An 18,224-nucleotide genomic window follows, 5' to 3' on the forward strand; every position below is an offset into this window, starting at 1 on the left:
CTGATATTCTTGTGGCGTCGCCTGATCGCCACTGGCCTGTTTTTCAGTCAGAACTTCCGGCGCCACAAATCCGCACAAGCCTTCAATGGGGGGTGACGAGTTCATCCCGAAACTCGGGCGTCCCGGCAATCGCGGGGCGGGCGCCGGGAAGTGCTATGTGGCCAGGGTGAAGCGCGCGGCCAAAAAGCTTGCGAGACCCAAAGGCAAGCGCGGCTTCAGCGGCGCGCGCACCGGGCGGGGCGTCGCCGCCGCCCGCATGGCCGGCCTGCGCGGCCATCCCTTCGCGAAATTCCGCATGCGGCGCGTCATCGTCAAGGTCCATATCGCGCGTGCGGCGCGCGGGGTCGGCAAGGCCGCCTTCCGCGCCCATGTCAAATACATCCAGCGCGACGGCGTTGATCGCAACAAGGCGGAGGGCCGGGACCGCGCCGGAAATCTCTACGACCGGTCGGATGAGAGGCTCGATGATCGCAGCTTCCTGGAGCGCAGCACCGATGACCGCCACCAGTTCAGGATCATCCTCTCGCCGGAAGACGCCGATCAGCTCGGCGATCTGAAGGAGTCGACCCGCGCCTTCATGGCGGGTGTCGAAAAGGATCTCGGAACCCGGCTCGACTGGGTCGCCGTCGATCATCATGATACCGGCCATCCCCATACCCATATCGTCATTCGCGGCAGGGATGCGCGCGGACGCGATCTCGTCATTGCGCGCGACTATCTCACCAAAGGGCTGCGCCAGCGTGCGCAGGACATGGTGATGGATCGCCTCGGGCCGCGCCGCGATTTGGAGATTGCGCGGGCGAATGCAAATGAAATCGCGCAGGAAAGATTGACCGGGCTCGACCGCAGGCTCGGCGCGCTCCAACGCGATGGTGTGATTTCCATGACGGATGCCGCCAGCGGCGAGACGCGCTTCGAACGCACCTTGCGGCTGCGGCGCATGGCGGCGCTGGAACGTCTCGGGCTGGCGAAGCCCCTGTCGCGTTCGTTATGGCGGATGAGCGAGGGCTGGCAGGACCATTTGCGCGGTCTCGGCAAGCGCGGCGATATCATCCGCACCCTGTCGGCGCATGCCGGCCGCGCCGCCGACCCGAACGACCTCTGCGTCTTCGACGCCGCCGTCCCCGGTCAGACAACCGTCATCGGAAAACTCCTCGCCGATCTGCCCGGTGATGAATTGCGCGACCGGCGCGCCATCGTGATCGCCGGTCTCGATGGCAAGACGTGGCATGTCGATCTGGCGGAGCAGCTTCCGGGCACGCTGCCGGAAGCCGGCGCGATTGTCGAAGTAAGCGCGCCAGCGCCCATGCCACGACCATCGGACCGGACCATTGCGGGTATCGCAGCGATCAATGGCGGGCGATATTCACCGGCGCTTCACGCCCGCGACGATCCGGGCGCAGGCAGCGCCTATATCGAAGCCCACAAGAGACGGCTGGAGGCGCTGCGGCGGGCGGGCCTTGTCCAGCGCGACGCCGAGGGCGTCTGGACGATCGGGCCGGATTATGTCGAGCGCGCGACGAGGCATGACGTAGCGCACGCCCGCGTGCGTCTGGATGTGAAGGCATGGACCGGCCTTGAAAGCCAGTTGAGTGTCCGCGCGCAAACCTGGCTCGATACGGTCAACCCTGACGAGTGCGCCGAGCATGGCTTCGGCGCCGCTGTCAGGAACGCCCGCCAGCGGCGTGCGGTCTATCTGCAGCGCGAAGGCCTGTGGTCGGAGACCGCACAAAGCCTTGACCCGGCCCGGCGCGGCCAACTGGCGCAGCAGGTGCTGCGGGCGGCAGCGGCTTCAGAAGCGGCGCGGTCCGGACGCGGATTTGTCGACGGCCTCGAAGGCCCGAGCTTTGAGGGTGTTTACGAGCGGCCGGTGACGCTGGCGACGGGCCGGTTTGCGCTGATCGCGCGGGCGAAGGAGTTTACCCTCGTGCCTTGGCGCGCAGAGCTGGAGCGTCATCGCGGCCGCCAGATGATCATCAAGCGCACCGGCAAGGGCGTGACCTGGACGCTCGGCAAGACCCGCGGCATCGGCCGCTGACACTGCGGAGGAAAAATCTGGAATGAATATCGCGTTCGCCCGTCGTGTTTCATGAGGGCGCGAAAAACCTGACGCCTTCAACCTGTCCTTCGCTCTTTCACCTGGGGCAGGCGGGTAACACTCCAAACCTGCGGCGCGGCGGCGTCCCCCTGACGGACCTCCAACGCCGCCGCGTCGTCTTGCTCCCCCTTCGACGCTTTTGCGGGAAACCGGACTAGCCGCGCGGCTTGTCTATCGCCGACCATGGCGCGGTATTTCGGAAGAGCCGCCATGACGCCGACAAAGCTCCTGATCGGACAGTTTTTCATCGTGATCGCCATTATCGGCTTGTCGCTGTGGGGCGCCACGCAATGGACCGCCGCCGAACTCGGATACCAACCGCGTCTTGGCGCGCCATGGTTCGTGATCGCCGATACGCCGATCTACAAACCCTGGCGGCTGTTCCAGTGGTGGTACGCCTACGAGGCTTATGCGCCCGATGTCTTCAACCGCGCCGGCATGATCGCGGCGGCGGGCGGGTTTCTCGGCGCTGTCGCCGCCGTTCTTGGATCGGTCTGGCGGGCGCGGACACGCAAACATGTGACAACCTACGGATCGGCGCGCTGGGCGGAACACAGGGATGTCGAAGGGGCGGGATTGCTGAAACCCGAAGGAGTGTTTCTCGGCCGCTGGAAGAACGATTATCTCCGCCATGACGGCCCCGAACATATCATGGCGTTTGCTCCGACACGATCCGGCAAGGGCGTCGGGCTGGTTGTGCCGACCCTGCTGAGCTGGACCGGCAGCGCCGTCATCCATGACATCAAGGGAGAGAATTGGGAGCTGACATCGGCATGGCGGTCGAAATTCTCCCATTGCTTGTTGTTCGACCCGACAAATCCGGATTCGGCCCGCTACAATCCTTTGCTGGAAGTGCGGCGCGGCGAGAACGAAGTGCGCGACGTACAGAATATCGCCGATATTCTTGTCGATCCCGAGGGCTCGCTCGAACGCAGAAGCCATTGGGAGAAAACCGGCCATGCGCTGCTCGTCGGCGTCATCCTGCATGTGCTCTACGCCGAAGACGACAAGACCCTGTCGGGGTGTGCGACTTTCCTGTCCGATCCGGCGCGCAGCTTCGAGGCGACGCTGACGAAGATGATGTCCACTAATCATCTGGGGTCGAAACAACATCCCGTCGTCGCTCAGGCCGCCCGCGAACTGCTGAACAAATCCGAGAATGAGCGCTCCGGCGTGCTCTCGACGGCGATGAGCTTTCTTGGGCTCTACCGCGACCCTGTGGTGGCGCGAGTGACGGCGGCGAGCGACTGGCGCATTTCCGATCTCGTCGGCGCGGCGCGGCCTTGTTCGCTTTATCTCGTCGTGCCGCCGTCGGATATCTCGCGCACCAAGCCGCTTGTGCGGCTGATCCTCAACCAGATCGGACGGCGGCTGACCGAGGATCTGCCGGGGCGCAGCGAGCAGCGGCGTCAGGTATTGATGATGCTCGATGAATTCCCTGCGCTGGGGCGGCTCGATTTCTTCGAAAGCGCGCTTGCCTTCATGGCGGGCTACGGCATCCGCGCCTATCTGATTGCGCAATCGCTGAACCAGATCGAAAAAGCCTATGGGCCGAACAATTCGATCCTCGACAATTGCCATGTACGCATCGCCTTTGCGTCCAATGACGAGCGCACTGCCAAACGAATTTCCGATGCACTCGGCACCACCACCGAGCAACGCGCGCAGCGCAATTATGCTGGCCATCGCCTGGCGCCGTGGCTGTCGCATGTCATGGTGTCCAGTCAGGAGACCCAGCGCGCCTTGCTCACGCCCGGCGAGGTCATGCAATTGCCGCCCGATGAAGCGGTGGTGATGGTGTCGGGAGCGCCGCCGATCCGGGCGCGCAAACTGCGCTATTATCTCGATACGAACTTTACCAGCCGCGTCGATACAGCGCCCGCGACGGGTACGCATCCGCCCTGCCGCACGAATGACTGGTCGGACAGCGTGCTAGCGCGTGGCGGCGAGCCGGTTCCGGTCCCCGAGGAAAACAGGGGAGGTGACAGCGGCGACGGTCATGGCAAAGACCTCCATCCCGATCTTCGGGAGCATCAGGAAGCGCCGCGCCGCGATCCCGAGCCGCCCGACCTGTCGATGGCGGAGGATGATTTTCAGGAGGATGGCGACGAGGCGGTGAAGCGGTTCCAGCGCGCCGCCACGCTGGACCGCGTCGACAAAGACCTGTTGCCGGATTTCTGAAATGAGAAAGCAGCGCCTTCATATCCGCCTGACGCCTCAAACGCTCGCGCGGCTGGAGGCGGCGGCCGCGTCGCCGGGCGTCACCAAATCGGCGCTAGCCGAGGAGGCTATCCGCCTCTATTTCGATCCCGAGCGCGCCGACAGCCAGGAGGCGGTGCTGTTGCGCCGCCTCAATGCGTTCGACCTGCGTCAGGATGCGATCGAACGGGACGTGGCGCTCACCCTGGAAACCCTCGGCCAGTTCGTTCTCTACTGGCTGACCCGAACCGATCCGTTGCCGGAAGGAGAACGGAACCGGGCGCATAATCTCGGGCAGCGGCGATTCGATTATTTCATCGAGCAGGTCGCAACCAAACTGTCGGGCGACAACAGTTTATCGGCGCGGCTGTTTCCTGAAACAACGCATGTGGAACAATCAGACCGGAAGGGCGAATGATGGTTCAGGTCGAGCTGCCTGATATAAGCGTGCCGAATCTCATAATCCGTGGAAATCCGGTGGACCAAGTTCTTCTAGTCGGCTGAGAATTCTATCGCGGTGTCCTGTTAAGAGCGTCAACTTCCAGTCCTCGGCTCCTGATATCAAATCATTCGCCTGTTCCAACGCTTTCGGAAGGCATAAGGCGTCGCAAGGATCTCCCTCGCCCAGAAGTCTTTGCCGGACAAAGCTATCCCAATGGTGCCGCTTTTCAGAACTCAAAAGATGTGGCTGCTCGCAATATATAATCCACTCACCAATCCTGCGAAACCTTTCGTCCTCGAACTGACAGACTATGTCGTAACGATCATGCCATTCGGATTCATGGAATGATTGAAATCGGGATTGGTCGGCAGACGAGGCAAAGCCTGCATACATCTGCTCTTCAACATGCGGAGACAGTTCATATTCCTTCCCGGATGCGAGAAAGGCTTGGAACAGCCGTTCCTTCAACACCGCGTCATCGCGAAGCTGCATAGCAGCGTGCTCAATGTGGTCTAAGTTTTCATTACTGAGGCGGGAATGTGGATGCGCCTCTTCGCCATCAATGACTCCCGGTAGGGCATTTGCTTTAAGCTTTCGGAACAACTTGGGACTGCCGTGCGCCATTCGAACAAGATCATCGTGAGACTTGGGGAGCAATTCTCCATACGGAAAATGGAGGTCCACCGCCACGATCTCATTCGGGTTGTCAGGATTCACACCGATTTTATGCAGTAGATACGTATACGGTTTTCCGAAATAAAATTCGGTGAGACCAAAAACTTCTTCGCTCTCGCAGAAGTCATGAACTGAGGACTTGTTAGCGAAACGCATGTAGCGAGACCAAGTATCGGGCGCATAGTCTCGAACTTTCCGACACATGAAGATAGTGGCTTCGACATCTGACATAGCTTCGTGCGCGTTTGCGTGATTGAAGCCATTCGCCGGAGCCAACTGGTCCAGTTTGTAGATCGGCTTGTTGTTCAGCCCCAAAGGGAAAGTGATTTGGCTTGGCTCGTAGATAGACGCCGACTGCAACATTTTCAGGGTGTCCAGACGGGAATTCCCGTTCATGTTTGTCAGATAGATCGGTAGGAGCGATTTGTAGAAAAGCGATCTGAGCAGTATTTCATCGAATGGGATGGAGTTGTGCCCGACAAATAGAGCAGGTTCCCACTCGGAAAGTTTTGCATGAATGGCACAGGCCATCTCGAAGTGACTGGGATGGGCTAGATCATCAAGTTGTGCAGCGGTTACACCTGTGACGTTCATAGCGCCCGGGCTGGCGACTGTATGGGGCTGCAGTCGCGACCTTATCTCGAAACGATCGAGTTCATTCAGTTCATCATCTGTCAGGATCGCAGCGAACTGAAGGATCTGATCGAAATATACATTTGTCCCGGTGGTTTCGGTGTCGTAGAAGACAAAGGCCATTTCAGCGACACCCGACTAAAGAATCTTTGCAACACGGTAGGTCATGGCCGTCGAGCTCACATTGAAGGCATTTGCCATGTCCTCAATGGCTTGCTCGTCCGCGACCGTGCCGTAATCGAGGTCGTTTTCGTCCATATACTGCATCACAAATTTTCGGGGCATGAGAAATTCAGCGGCGAATTGATTGGCTTCAATTTCGATGTTCACGGTTCCAGCGGCTGATTTAGAATCTCTGTTGAGCATGGTAATGACTTTGTCGACATGCATACCTTTTCTCAGGACGTCGTCGTGCAGCTGAAGATGACCGAGTTCATGTGCGATTGTGAAGCGTTGTCTCCTGACATGGTGCTTCGAGTTAACACCAATCACCGCAACATTGTCTTTGTAGAAGACCATTCCGGACAATTCTTCATCCAAGGGGGAGTACTGAATTTTTATTCCCCGCCGTTTGGCTATGCGGTCAACTTTGACGGGCCATCTCTCCACGCCTTCATCGCGCAACAACGCCTGTGCGGCACGTTCACAGTCTTCAATTGATATCTGAGGTTTGCTAGGCATAGCTGTCGTTATCTTACTTTACTAGCGAGCGCGCGGACCTGCCGTAATTGGTCTTCGCTGAGGTCAGGTGCGCGATGTATTTTTACTTCCTCAACGTGTTCGTCTTCTTGCAACGGCAGCTCAGGAAATAGTTCGCCAATGCTCTGCAGGCCAAGCACTGTTGCAACGTGATAGACTTGGTGTGCAGACATCGCCTGCCGGCCGGTTTCGATATTCGCGATCGTACCGCGGGAAAAGCCGGACAGGGTCGCGAATTGCTCCTGCGTCAGGCCTTTTGACTTTCTTAAATCGCGAATTCGGCGACCGATCGATTCATTGAATTCAGTCTGTTGCATCCTTCAGATATCCGTCGAGATCTGACGGTTGTCAAGCAGAAGCACAAATCTGATGCGGAGGAACCGCACAAAAATGTGCTGAAAAAGCACATTATAAATGTCGGTATAATTGACAATTCTCGAATCGCCGACTAAACGTCGATTGTGCTGCAGGCAATCACGCCGAATGTAATGGAGAAGCACAATGACTGATGAAATCGACATCGAACAGTGGGCGTGCGGTAGCGTCCAGCAGGAACTCCCCGCCGCCAAGGCCTACCGCGCGCGCCTCTGGGATGGCGATGGTTTCGACGAAAAGCGGTTGATCAAGGATGCCTCCCCGACTGGCGCCCAAGTCCTTGATGCTTTCGGGCGTCATCCGGTGAACGAGTATGTGCTTCTTCTACTTGATCGAGACGGAGTTCGCGAAATTGCTCCCGGTGAGGTCGTCGAAATTGCCGGGCGCCGGGTAGAGAGGTTCTTCGCCTTCCGCACAGATCGCCTCTGGTTCGGCGCTTTCAATGACCAGCGCTTCCCTTGGGGCGCGCCAGATATCTCTGAAGATATGCTTCGCTTGATCTTCAAGGTCGACGACCATCACCAGATCTTTCTGACACGGCAGGCAGAGCCGGACTGGGTTTTGAATCCCGGTGATACGGTTTCCCTCGACAACGAAGGGCTAGAGCGGCTCTTCACCCGCAAAGGTATCTGGGAGCTACTTGTTCAGGGCGTGATCCTGACCTTCAATACGCCGAAGGTGGTCGTTAAAGACGCTCTCATCAAAGCAGGTATCGATCCCGACAAGGGATGGACCGCTATCTTGAAGTTTGTTGGCTTGCCCAAAGAGCCTGTGGACCTCAATGATACGATCGACCTTTCCCGGAGGGGCATCGAGAAACTCTGGCTTCGTCCGAACCACGTCAACAACGGTGAAGCTTCTTCAGGGCTTCACCGGGTTTTCAGTCTTCGCGAAGAGGATGTGCGGTTTCTCGAAAGCCGCGGGATCGTGTGGGACACGCTGATTGAAGGCAGAAAGAGGTGGTTCATCTGGAGGGCGTATCAACTGCCCGATGGTTACCGTCAGAGTACAACGGATATCGCTGTCCTGATTCCGCCGACATACCCAGCTGCGCAACTCGACATGTTCTATTGCGCGCCGCACTTGCAGCTCGCAGCGGGGCGGAAAATTGCCGCTACAGAGAGCCGCGAAACCATCAGCGGCGTGTCATATCAGCGGTGGTCCCGCCACCGCGATGGCAATACCGCTTGGAATCCGGCGACGGACAGTCTCATCACCCACATAGCGCTGATCGAGGACGCCATCTTACGAGAAGTGGAGGGGGGGTGATTGTGTCCGCACTTCGAATGATCGAACGTCACCATGCGGACCTTCGAGCTCATCTCTTTCCAGGAGATGGGCTTGAAGCCGCGGCTGCCCTTGTTTGCGGAGTCGCAGGACGCAACAGGGACCAGCTTCTGCTCCGGGAACATATCCTCATTCCTCACGAGGCCTGCCAAGTTCGCACTTCAACAAGATTGACATGGCCCGGCGAATTTCTGGAACAAGCGATTGATGCAGCCGATCTCATTGATGGCGCTGTCATCCTGATGCATTCGCATCCCGGCGGCCATGATCATTTTTCTGAAGTCGACGACGATAGCGACCGTGTCGTGATCCCGGTTCTGCAGCATGGGTGTCAAAACCCCCGAGCCCCGCATGGCTCAGCTATCATGCTGCCCGATGGGCGTGTTCGCACCCGGATATACAATGAGAGTCAACAGTCTCGCGACGTGTTGAAAATTACGACAATTGGACACGATATCCGATCCCGGGAGATCGCTGCGGCTGGGAGCTTGCTTGCTTACACTTCAGGAATGACAGTCGACCTTTCCAAGAAAACCGCGGTTATCATCGGTATTTCTGGGACGGGTTCAATTACAGCTGAAGCGCTAGCAAGGCTTGGTGTTGGGCGGCTCATTCTCATAGATTTCGACAAGGTTGAGAAAAGGAATCTCAACAGAATCCTGTATGCAACGACGCAAGATATCGGCCGGTTCAAGACGCATGTCCTCCGCGACGCTATCAGACTGCATGCCCCAAATATAACCGTTGAGACTTTTGAGACATCGATCGGTGACGAAGCGGTCATTGCAGCAGCCAGTGAGGCCGACGTGCTATTCTCTTGCGTGGATTCGATGGAGGGCCGCTATCACTGCGACCTGATGGTGCAGGCGTTTCTCTGTCCTCTGATTGACATGGGTGTTGTAATTCCGACGCGTTTGCGTGGCGGGAAATTGGAGATAGCAGATGTTTGCGGACGCATAGATTATGTGCGGCCAGGCGGTGCATCGTTGTGGCAGCGGGGAGAAGTTACTGGCGGAGGTTTGGCGGAAGAATACCTCCGCCGAGCTGACCCCGAAGATCATGCCCGTCAAATCCAAGAGGGATATTTGAAAGGGATGCCTGAGGAGGCTCCATCGGTGATTTCGTTGAATATGCGTGCTGCGAGCGCCGCTGTGAACGAATGGCTAGCGAGGCTGTACGAAGTCCGCCACGACGCGAATAAAAAGTACGCATCGACCTATTTCAGCCTCGCTGCGGGCGAGGAAGAGCATGCCGGAGAACCCGACATTGGCAATGCTTGGCGTTCCGGGATTTTTGGTCAAGGGTTGAAGCGCCCGCTTCTTGGTCTTCTCAACCCCCGTGAGACGGAAAGAGATGTAGCATGAATTGGCTTCAAAAGTTATGGCGCTGGGCGTTCGGCGGAAGACCCGATCTCATTCTTGAGTGGCATGAGGGAGACACCCCTCCGGACCAAATCAAGCGCGGCGAGATGGTGGTTGCACGTGAAGGTGACGAGCTATGGGCAGCGGCATTCATGTGTCCATGCAAATGCGGCGAGCGGATTGAGTTAGCTCTCATTCCCGAGGCCAGCCCTTCCTGGAGATTGACCAGCGCAGCCCCCAAAGCTCCGACATTGCATCCTTCTGTTTGGCGTAAAGTCGGCTGTAAGAGTCACTTCTGGGTGCGGAAGGGTAAAGTGCAGTGGTGCAAAGAACAGAGTTGAGCGCAACCAAGCGCTAGAAGAGGACCGCACCGCCCATCGATATGGTAAGTAAAGTCGAAAGCTCGATGTCGTTTGAGGCTTATATTGCGGTAGAGTATCCTAAACCTGCGGGGCAATAAATTGGGATCATAATGGCATTTAGGTTTGTACATTCCTCAGACTTACATCTCGGTCGTCGTTTCGCGAGCATTCCCGAAGCACCAGACGGAAACATTCGCGGGCGCCTTATGGAGGCTCGGCATGCGTCAATCCAACGTCTGGCGCAGGTTGCGGTAGAAAGTGGCGCCGAACACATACTGTTAGCTGGCGACACATTCGATACATCCACCCCTTCAGCCTCCGTGGTTCAACAATCCCTCGCGGCTATGGCGGAAAACGCGAACGTCCAGTGGTGGATCCTTCCTGGCAACCACGACAATCTAAAGGATGCAGAGCCACTGTGGGACAAGATCGGGCGAGAAGCGCCTTCGAATGTCCACGCGCTCATCACCCCCTCACCAATTGAACTATCCTCAGGCGTGCGGCTGCTCCCGTGCCCTGTCGCATTTCGAATGTCCGGAAGCGACCCGACGGAGGGACTCGCTTCCGTGGCTACAGATGATGGCGGATTGCGTATTGGTTTGGCCCATGCAGGCGTCGTAGATTTCAACAACAGGGGCGCAAATATCTCCCCCGATAGGGACCGGACAGCCGGCCTGGATTATCTGGCGCTTGGAGACTGGCATGGCCGTCTCCAGATAACCGAGCGCACTCATTATAGCGGCAGCCCAGAGCAAGACCGATTCAAGCATGGGCGACGTGGATGTTGCTTGGTCATCTCACTGGACTCACCAGGCGCTCCGCCTTTCGTCGAAGATGTTGAAATTGGTGAATTCCTTTGGACCGAAGATGAGTTGCCACTTCTTCCCGATACAGATGTTGTTGCAGCGCTAGAAGATATTCTCCCGCAAGCAGGGCACCGCGACATTCTCATGCGTGTTAAAGCGACAGGCTGGGCGAGCTTGCGAGCGCAATCAGAGTTAGACGCCGCCGCCGCCCAATGCGGACCGAATTTCGCGCATTTCGAACTCAGTAAGGAACACCTGAAGACCTCATACAATGAGGCCGATATTGATGAGATCGATAAAGGCGGCGCACTCAGATTGGCCGCAGGCCGCCTGAAAGAAGATGCTGAATCGGAGTCGCTCTCATCGGAAGACCGGTCTATTTCCGCTGGCGCGCTTGCCCGTCTCTATTCGTATGTGAAGGAGGCAGAAGAATGAGAATTCGATCTATCTCACTCAACAATGTCAGGCGCTTTATCAAACCTGTCAGAATAGAAGGTCTGACCGACGGTCTTAATGTACTTTGTGAACCGAATGAATTCGGAAAATCAACCGTCTTCGATGCGCTTCAGGCGGTTTTCTTCAAGGCGCACGGTTCGAGCGACAAGGAGGTCAAATCGCTTCGTCCACATGCCGGTGGTGCGCCTGAAGTATCAATCGACATTGAAATCGAGGATGGCATTTATACCATTTCAAAGCGGTGGATATCGAAACCCGCCGTAACAATTGAAAAGCAAGGTAGACTGGTCGCTCAAGCCGACGAAGCCGAAAGCTGGATTACCAACTTGCTGGGGCGCGAAGATGGTGGACCTTCTGGTCTCCTCTGGGTGCGGCAGGGTTTAACTGCACTGTCCGAAGGATCTAAGAAGGAGAAAGACGCGGCGCTGGAAGCGAGGCGCGATCTTCTTTCTTCCGTGACTGGCGAGGTCGAAGCCATGACCGGTGGGAGGCGCATGGATATGGCGCTGGCAAGGTGTCGCGAAGAACTGCTCGGTTTCGCAACGCCCACCGGGCGGCCGAAAGCTGGAGGTCCATGGAAAGAGGCGGAAGAACGGGTTGAAAGGCTTCAGGCGCAACGTGATGAGCTCGCTGAAATGGTACGACAACTGCGCGAACACCTTGAGGAACGCAAACGAAAGCGTCGGGAACTCGTGGAACTCGAAGACGCTGACGCCAGCGCAGCCCGAAGGCAACGCTTGAAAGATGCAACATCAGAATTTCAGGCTGCGGAGCGTTACGCTGAATCCTTGGACGCTGAGGCTCGGAAAGTGGACGCTGGTCGCCTAAGGGTTTCGAATCTGCAGTCACGTCTCGACGGTCTGCGGCACGCCTTGAAGGAACGCGACGAAGCAAATGAGGGAGTCGTCGGCACCACGAGCGATGCAGAAGCATTAAAGGGCACCCTGACTTCGTGTGAAGAGAAACGCGCTGAAGCCCAAAAGCATTTCGACGACATCCAATCCGTCTATCAGTTGGCGCAAGATGCCTTTCGTTCGTCTCAACGTCGTCAGGCAGCGTTAGATGGTGCTGAACGACGTCAAGAGCTCAGCGATCGTATAAAGAAAGCCCAAGCCTCGCGGGAAGAGATGGAGGCGGCAGCGGCTAACGCTCAGCGCGGTCCGGATATCAAAGCTCTTCGTAAGCTGGAAGAGCTAGCTTCGGCTTTGATTGTGGCGCAGTCCATCAGAGACAGTGAAGCGACGCAACTGGTCATGTCCTATGACCCAGGTGTTTCTGCGCGGATAAAACTTGATGGTACGGACCTGCCTCATAGCCAAGCGGTCGCAATCCCACATGGAGCCGATCTCGATGTTGAGGGATTAGGAAAACTATCTATACGTGCAGGTGCAGGAAGCCAGGATGACAACACTGTCGAGAAGGCGGAACAAGCGCTGCTCGACGGGTTGCAAAAATTTGGTTGTTCTACAATCGAAGAGGCGCGCGATGCTGCGGAGGCTCGGAACGCAGCAGAACGGACTCGGGCAGAAGCGCAAGCGAGTCTTGAGACATTGGCGCCCGACGGCATTGGTGACCTGAGGACGAGACTCGCAGCAATCCCGGTTCTCGATGATGATGATGAAGAGGATGTGCCGGCGCTGGCCGTTGCAGAACAGCTTCTTTTGGAAGCCGACGAGGCGCGGCTTAAAGCTGAGGCGGACCGTAACATGGCGGTGGAGCACCTTGCTGACGCGCGAGCGGCGTCATCGCGCGCTGATGCGGCGTTTGAAGCCGCGCATGCAAGACTTTCCCGGGCAGAAGCTTCATTGGAAAGGCTTGGCGATCTTGATCAAAACAGCCTTGAGGAGGAGCTGGATCGCGCGGCAACGGCGCTACGTGCTGCAGAAGCTTTACTTAAAGAGAAAATTCAGTCCGCGCCGGATTTGAAAACGGTAGAAGCAAAGTTACAACGTGCTCAATCAATTGAGGAGACTGCGCGTTCGGAAATAGCCCGTCTCAAGCCGGCGCTCGCAACCCTTGATACCGAGATTACGCGCAGCGCCGGAGATGCAGTTGAAGAGCGACTTGCTGAAACTGAGCAGCAATTAAAGGCTGCACAGGTGGTTTTTGCATCGATTGAGCGGGAGGTCGCCATCCTGCAGAGGCTGGGGTCAGTTCTGGAGGAAGCGCGAAGCGAAGCGCATGAGCGCTATTTTGAACCGGTCGCGGTTGAGCTTAGACCACTCCTCCAGCTGCTCTGGCCTGATGCCGAGTTGGTTTGGGAAGATAAGACGTTACTCCCAACAGCGCTGGTCCGAGACGGCCAAGAGGAATCTATCGAAGTGCTTTCTGGCGGCACCCAGGAACAGATCGCTCTTCTCGTTCGACTGGCCTTTGCTCGCATGTTGGCCACGCGCGGACAGAGCGCGCCAATCATACTTGATGACGCACTTGTCTTCACTGACGATGACCGCATCGAAACCATGTTCGACGCCTTGCATCGACAGGCGGGCGATCTTCAAATTCTCGTGCTTTCCTGCCGACAACGTGCTTTTCGCGATTTGGGTGGAAATACGTTGCGCTTGAATTAGGTTTGTTTGGACTGCGATATCAAAACGCTTCCACACCATTATGCCCTTCTCTTAGGCTTTGCCCTCGTGAGGGTCGTTGCTCACAGAAATCGTCATGGACCGCTACTGACCATACGGCTTTGTGAGTCTTTGCAACGCGTATGAAGAACGCCCGCCCATTTGCGGCTTTCCAATCTATCGGCTGAAACGCTGCAGGCCGACACTCGCTCTCGGAATTCAGACTTCGAGAGATCGAGCCAATGTCGCACGGCACCCAGCATACGGAAACGTCTAACCGCCGCCAGACCATGCTGCGTTCAGCTTGCCGTGGCGCTGTGCGCGCGGCGTTGGAAGCCAATGATGTCATCGAAATCCTTGCTAATGCCGATGGCAGCGTATGGATAGAGCGCGCCGGAATCGGGATTGTCCGGGAGGCGGAAACGCTGGATTGCGATGCGCGTGAGCGGATCATTCGCCTGGTGGCGAGCTCCATTGGCGAGAGGTGTGACCGGTCGTCGCCGATTATCTCCGCCGAGCTTCCTGGTTCAGGCGAGCGGTTCGAGGGTCTGCTGCCCCCTGTCTCGGAGGCGCCATGCTTTGCGATCCGCAAAGCTGCGGCGACTCCCTTCATTCTTCAGGATTATGTCGATCAGGGTGCGCTGGCGCCCGCCATTGCTGATGCGCTCAGGCGACACCTGGCGGACCGATCGAACATCCTGATCGCCGGCGGCACATCTTCCGGCAAAACAACTTTCACCAATGCGCTGCTGGCGGAGACCGCCCTTGCTAATGACCGCGTCGTCATCCTGGAAGATACCCGCGAGCTGACATGCGCTGCGGTAAACGCCGTATCACTCCGCACGCATCGGAACAGCGTAACGCTGACGCAGCTTGTGCGCTCCACGATGCGGCTTCGCCCTGACCGGATTGTCGTCGGCGAGGTGCGCGGCCCCGAAGCGCTCGACCTCCTCAAGGCATGGAATACCGGCCATCCGGGCGGGATCACGACTCTGCATGCAAATTCTGCGGAGGCGGCGCTCGACCGTCTCGAACAATTGGCCGGTGAGGCCGTCAATCTGCCCCCGCGCAAGCTGATCGCCGAAGCGATCGACGTCGTCATCTTCATGGCTCGGCGCGACGGCGCGCGCCGGGTCGAGGAGGCCCTGCGCGTCACCGGCGTCAATGACGACAATTATGTCTTCGCGCCGCTCACCGGCCCCGAACTCATTTGCGAACCCCAAGGAGGTCATCATGGTTCTCAATAACAGCCGTCAAATCCTGTGGCTTGTGCATTCCACCATATTCATTCTGGCGGTCTTCCTGCTTGCCTCACCGGCTCATGCGGCAGGTTCCGGCATGCCCTGGGAAGGTCCGCTCGACCAGATCCTGCAATCGATCGAAGGGCCGGTGGCCCGGATTGCCGCCGTCATTGTCATCATCATGACCGGCCTCGCGCTCGCCTTTGGCGAAACCTCTGGCGGCATGCGCAAGCTGATCCAGATCGTTTTCGGACTCTCCATCGCGTTCGCGGCGACAAGTTTCTTTCTCGCTTTCTTCTCCTTCGGCGGCGGCGCTGTCGTTCTGTAGGCGGAGGGGAGAATGGACGGTTACGAAATCCCGCTGCACCGCTCGCTGACTGAGCCGATCCTGATGGGCGGCGCGCCGCGTTCGGCCGCCATCCTGATCGGCACGCTCGCAGCAGCGCTGGCGCTTGGGTTGCGCCTCTGGATACCGGGCCTGCTGGTCTGGATCTGCGGCCACACCGCAGCGGTATGGGCGGCGAAGGCCGATCCCGATTTCATGGCCGTCGCCATGCGCTCCCTCAGACACAAAGGGCATCTCACATGCTGAACCTCCGGGAATATCAGGAAAAGCCAAAGCTGCTTGCCGATTATCTGCCCTGGGCGTGCCTGCCGGCGCCGGGTGTGATTTTGAACAAGGACGGCTCGTTCCAGAAGACCTATCGCTATCGCGGGCCTGACCTTGAAAGCGCGACGCAGGCCGAGCTGGTGGCCGTCATGGCGCGCGTGAACAATGTGCTGCGCCGCTTCAGCTCCGGCTGGGCTTTGTTCTTCGAAGCGGCGCGACAGGAAGCCCATGATTATCCGCATTCGGATTTTGACGATCCCGCATCCTGGCTTGTCGAGCAGGAGCGGCGCTTGCGGTTTGAAGAATGCGGGGATCAGTTCGAGAGCCGTTATTATCTGACGCTCCTGTGGCTGCCGCCCGCCGACGCGAAAGGCCGCGCCGAGAAGGCATTGATCGAGCGCGCGGAAAAACATGATGCGCAGGGCTGGCGTGACCGGCTCGACGCCTTCGTTTCACAGTGTGACCGCGCCTACGATCTCCTGTCACATGCGCTGCAGGAAATCGCGCCCCTCGATGACGCCGAAACGCTCACCTATCTGCATGATTGCGTCTCGACAAAACGCCATTCTGTGACGCCGCCTGAGATTCCGGTGTTTCTGGACTCCATTCTCGCCGATGAGGATTTTTCCGGCGGGCTGGAGCCGATGATCGGCGATCATCATCTGCGGACGCTGACCATCCTGGGATTTCCGGCTTCGACATTGCCGGGCATCCTCGACGACCTCAATCGTCAGGGCTTCTCCTATCGCTGGGCGACTCGCTTCATCGCCATGGACAAGCATGAAGCGGAAAAAGTGCTGACCCGTCAGCGCCGCCACTGGTTTGCCAAACGCAAGAATATGGGCGCCATCATCCGCGAGGTGATGTTCAATGAACAGGCCGCCCTTGTCGATAATGACGCTGACAATAAGGCGGCGGATGCTGATGCTGCTTTGCAGGAATTGGGCAGTGATCTTGTCTCGTTCGGCTATGTCACCACGACAGTAACCGTAACGAGCGCAGGCCGCGCCGACGTTGATGCGCAATTGCGCGCCGCCGAGCAGGTCATTTCAGCACGCGGCTTCACCGCCATTCGTGAAAGCCTGAACGGGGTCGAAGCCTGGCTCGGCTCCTTACCGGGCCATGTTTACGCGAATGTTCGCCAGCCCGTTCTGCATACGCTCAATCTTGCGCACATGACGCCGCTCTCATCGGTCTGGGCCGGGGAGCTGACCAACAGGCATCTCAACGCACCGGCGCTGATACAAGGGCACACGCATTCCACGACGCCGTTCCGGATCAACCTGCATGTCAACGACGTTGGCCACACGCTGGTTGTCGGCCCGACGGGCGCCGGCAAGTCCGTCCTGTTGGCGCTAATCGCCATGCAATGGCGCCGTTACCCGGATGCGCAGGTCTTTATTTTCGACAAGGGCCGGTCGGCGCGCGCAGCGACCCTCGCCATGGGCGGCGCCCATATCGATCTTGGCGGCGCGTCAAGCCCGTCGCTTCAACCGTTGCGTGATGTGGACAGCGATAGCGGCGCCACGTTTGCCGCCGACTGGCTGGCCGGCCTCGCGGTAAAGGAAGGCGTCGAGATGACGCCGGACAAGAAAGAAGCCCTGTGGTCAGCAATCCAGTCGCTCGCATCGGCGGATATCACGGAGCGCACCCTTACCGGGCTCGTCATGCTGATCCAGCATGACGAGCTGAAAGCCGCGCTTCATCCCTATACGCTGGAAGGCGCGCATGGCCGCCTGCTTGACGCCGACCACGACGACCTGGCGCTGGCGGACACGGTCTGTTTTGAGATGGAAGATTTGATGGGGTCGACTTCCGCGGTCGCCCCGGTCATTACCTATCTGTTTCACCGTCTCGAAGATCGCTTCAATGGACGCCCCACACTGATCATTCTCGATGAGGCGTGGCTCTTCCTGGACGACCCGTTGTTTGCGTCCCGCCTGCGCGAATGGCTGAAAACGTTGCGCAAGAAGAACGTTGCCGTCATCTTCGCGACCCAGTCGCTTTCCGACATTGCGAATTCCTCAATCGCCCCGGCCGTCATCGAGAGCTGTCCGACGCGCATTTTCCTGCCGAATGAACGCGCGGTCGAATCACAGCAAAGCGAAATCTACGAACGCTTCGGGCTGAACCCGCGCCAGATCGAGATCATTTCTCAGTCCACACCGCAGCGGGACTACTACTTTCAGTCATCGCGCGGCGCCCGCGTTTTCGAAATCGGCCTTGGACCCGTCGCGCTCGCCTTTTGCGGCGCATCGAGTCCGAGCGATCAGAAACTCATGGATGAGCTGATCGAAGCAGGCGGTGATTTCGCGTCGGCATTCCTGACAGCGAAGGATCTTGGGTGGGCGGCAGAGCTTCTTGCGCAAGCGCCCTGTGTGAAATCCGCGCCGGTCATGGCGGCGGAATAGGA

The 18,224-nt window shown here is 58.2% G+C and carries 15 protein-coding genes and 1 pseudogene; 13 read left to right on the top strand and 3 right to left on the bottom strand.

Annotated features, from left to right (window positions below; all coding sequences use genetic code 11):
- The first annotated feature begins 85 nt into the window (after window positions 1-85).
- The 3 genes from HY17_RS06555 (at window position 86) to HY17_RS06570 (ending at window position 4,715) form a co-directional block, all read left to right on the top strand.
- Window positions 86-2,038: a DUF3363 domain-containing protein gene (locus tag HY17_RS06555; RefSeq protein WP_034764605.1), complete on the top strand. Its 1,953-nt coding sequence runs from the start codon at window positions 86-88 to the stop codon at window positions 2,036-2,038.
- A gap of 270 nt (window positions 2,039-2,308) precedes the next feature.
- Window positions 2,309-4,279 carry a conjugal transfer protein TraG gene (locus HY17_RS06565; RefSeq protein ID WP_034764610.1) on the top strand — a complete coding sequence of 657 codons (1,971 nt, stop codon included), beginning with the start codon at window positions 2,309-2,311 and terminating at the stop codon, window positions 4,277-4,279.
- A 1-nt stretch (window position 4,280) separates the two neighbouring features.
- Complete coding sequence (locus HY17_RS06570; RefSeq protein ID WP_051599775.1) at window positions 4,281-4,715, top strand: ribbon-helix-helix protein, CopG family; 435 nt, start codon at window positions 4,281-4,283, stop codon at window positions 4,713-4,715.
- 39 nt (window positions 4,716-4,754) lie between these two features.
- Here the strand turns inward: HY17_RS06570 and HY17_RS06575 are convergent, their stop codons facing one another.
- From HY17_RS06575 to HY17_RS06585, 3 genes are read right to left on the bottom strand one after another with little or no spacing between them, the layout of a single operon-like run.
- The gene (locus HY17_RS06575) at window positions 4,755-6,170 is read right to left on the bottom strand and encodes an exonuclease domain-containing protein (protein ID WP_034764613.1); all 1,416 of its coding nucleotides are present in this window, start codon (window positions 6,168-6,170) and stop codon (window positions 4,755-4,757) included.
- A gap of 15 nt (window positions 6,171-6,185) precedes the next feature.
- Window positions 6,186-6,728, bottom strand: a complete 543-nt coding sequence (locus HY17_RS19880; RefSeq protein ID WP_034764616.1) for an ImmA/IrrE family metallo-endopeptidase — start codon at window positions 6,726-6,728, stop codon at window positions 6,186-6,188.
- Between the two features lie 8 nt (window positions 6,729-6,736).
- A complete protein-coding gene (locus HY17_RS06585) occupies window positions 6,737-7,063 on the bottom strand; it encodes a helix-turn-helix domain-containing protein (RefSeq protein WP_051599778.1) in 327 nt (108 codons plus the stop codon).
- Between the two features lie 184 nt (window positions 7,064-7,247).
- Here HY17_RS06585 and HY17_RS06590 point away from each other — a divergent pair, with 184 nt between their 5' ends.
- From HY17_RS06590 to trbE, 10 genes and pseudogenes are all read left to right on the top strand, one after another.
- Window positions 7,248-8,390, top strand: a complete 1,143-nt coding sequence (locus HY17_RS06590) for a multiubiquitin domain-containing protein (RefSeq protein WP_051599779.1) — start codon at window positions 7,248-7,250, stop codon at window positions 8,388-8,390.
- Between the two features lie 17 nt (window positions 8,391-8,407).
- Window positions 8,408-9,772, top strand: a complete 1,365-nt coding sequence (locus HY17_RS06595; protein ID WP_034764619.1) for a ThiF family adenylyltransferase — start codon at window positions 8,408-8,410, stop codon at window positions 9,770-9,772.
- Between the two features lie 104 nt (window positions 9,773-9,876).
- Complete coding sequence (locus tag HY17_RS20680; protein WP_369802180.1) at window positions 9,877-10,110, top strand: DUF6527 family protein; 234 nt, start codon at window positions 9,877-9,879, stop codon at window positions 10,108-10,110.
- A 131-nt stretch (window positions 10,111-10,241) separates the two neighbouring features.
- Window positions 10,242-10,553, top strand: a pseudogene (locus HY17_RS20685) (exonuclease SbcCD subunit D); the annotation flags it as partial.
- A 144-nt stretch (window positions 10,554-10,697) separates the two neighbouring features.
- Window positions 10,698-11,372, top strand: a complete 675-nt coding sequence (locus HY17_RS20510; RefSeq protein WP_233348677.1) for a hypothetical protein — start codon at window positions 10,698-10,700, stop codon at window positions 11,370-11,372.
- Complete coding sequence (locus HY17_RS06605; RefSeq protein WP_034764625.1) at window positions 11,369-13,963, top strand: AAA family ATPase; 2,595 nt, start codon at window positions 11,369-11,371, stop codon at window positions 13,961-13,963. Before HY17_RS20510 ends, HY17_RS06605 begins: the two co-directional genes overlap by 4 nt.
- A gap of 239 nt (window positions 13,964-14,202) precedes the next feature.
- Complete coding sequence (gene trbB / locus HY17_RS06610) at window positions 14,203-15,207, top strand: P-type conjugative transfer ATPase TrbB (RefSeq protein WP_051599782.1); 1,005 nt, start codon at window positions 14,203-14,205, stop codon at window positions 15,205-15,207.
- Window positions 15,194-15,529, top strand: a complete 336-nt coding sequence (locus tag HY17_RS06615; RefSeq protein WP_034764628.1) for a TrbC/VirB2 family protein — start codon at window positions 15,194-15,196, stop codon at window positions 15,527-15,529. The genes trbB and HY17_RS06615 overlap by 14 nt, the downstream gene beginning before the upstream one ends.
- A 12-nt stretch (window positions 15,530-15,541) precedes the next feature.
- Window positions 15,542-15,793 carry a VirB3 family type IV secretion system protein gene (locus tag HY17_RS06620; protein WP_034764631.1) on the top strand — a complete coding sequence of 84 codons (252 nt, stop codon included), beginning with the start codon at window positions 15,542-15,544 and terminating at the stop codon, window positions 15,791-15,793.
- The gene (gene trbE, locus HY17_RS06625) at window positions 15,787-18,222 is read left to right on the top strand and encodes a conjugal transfer protein TrbE (protein WP_034764633.1); all 2,436 of its coding nucleotides are present in this window, start codon (window positions 15,787-15,789) and stop codon (window positions 18,220-18,222) included. Before HY17_RS06620 ends, trbE begins: the two co-directional genes overlap by 7 nt.
- Window positions 18,223-18,224 lie beyond the last annotated feature (2 nt).

The sequence above is a fragment of the Hyphomonas sp. CY54-11-8 genome, assembly GCF_000682735.1.
Taxonomy (GTDB): Bacteria; Pseudomonadota; Alphaproteobacteria; order Caulobacterales; family Hyphomonadaceae; genus Hyphomonas.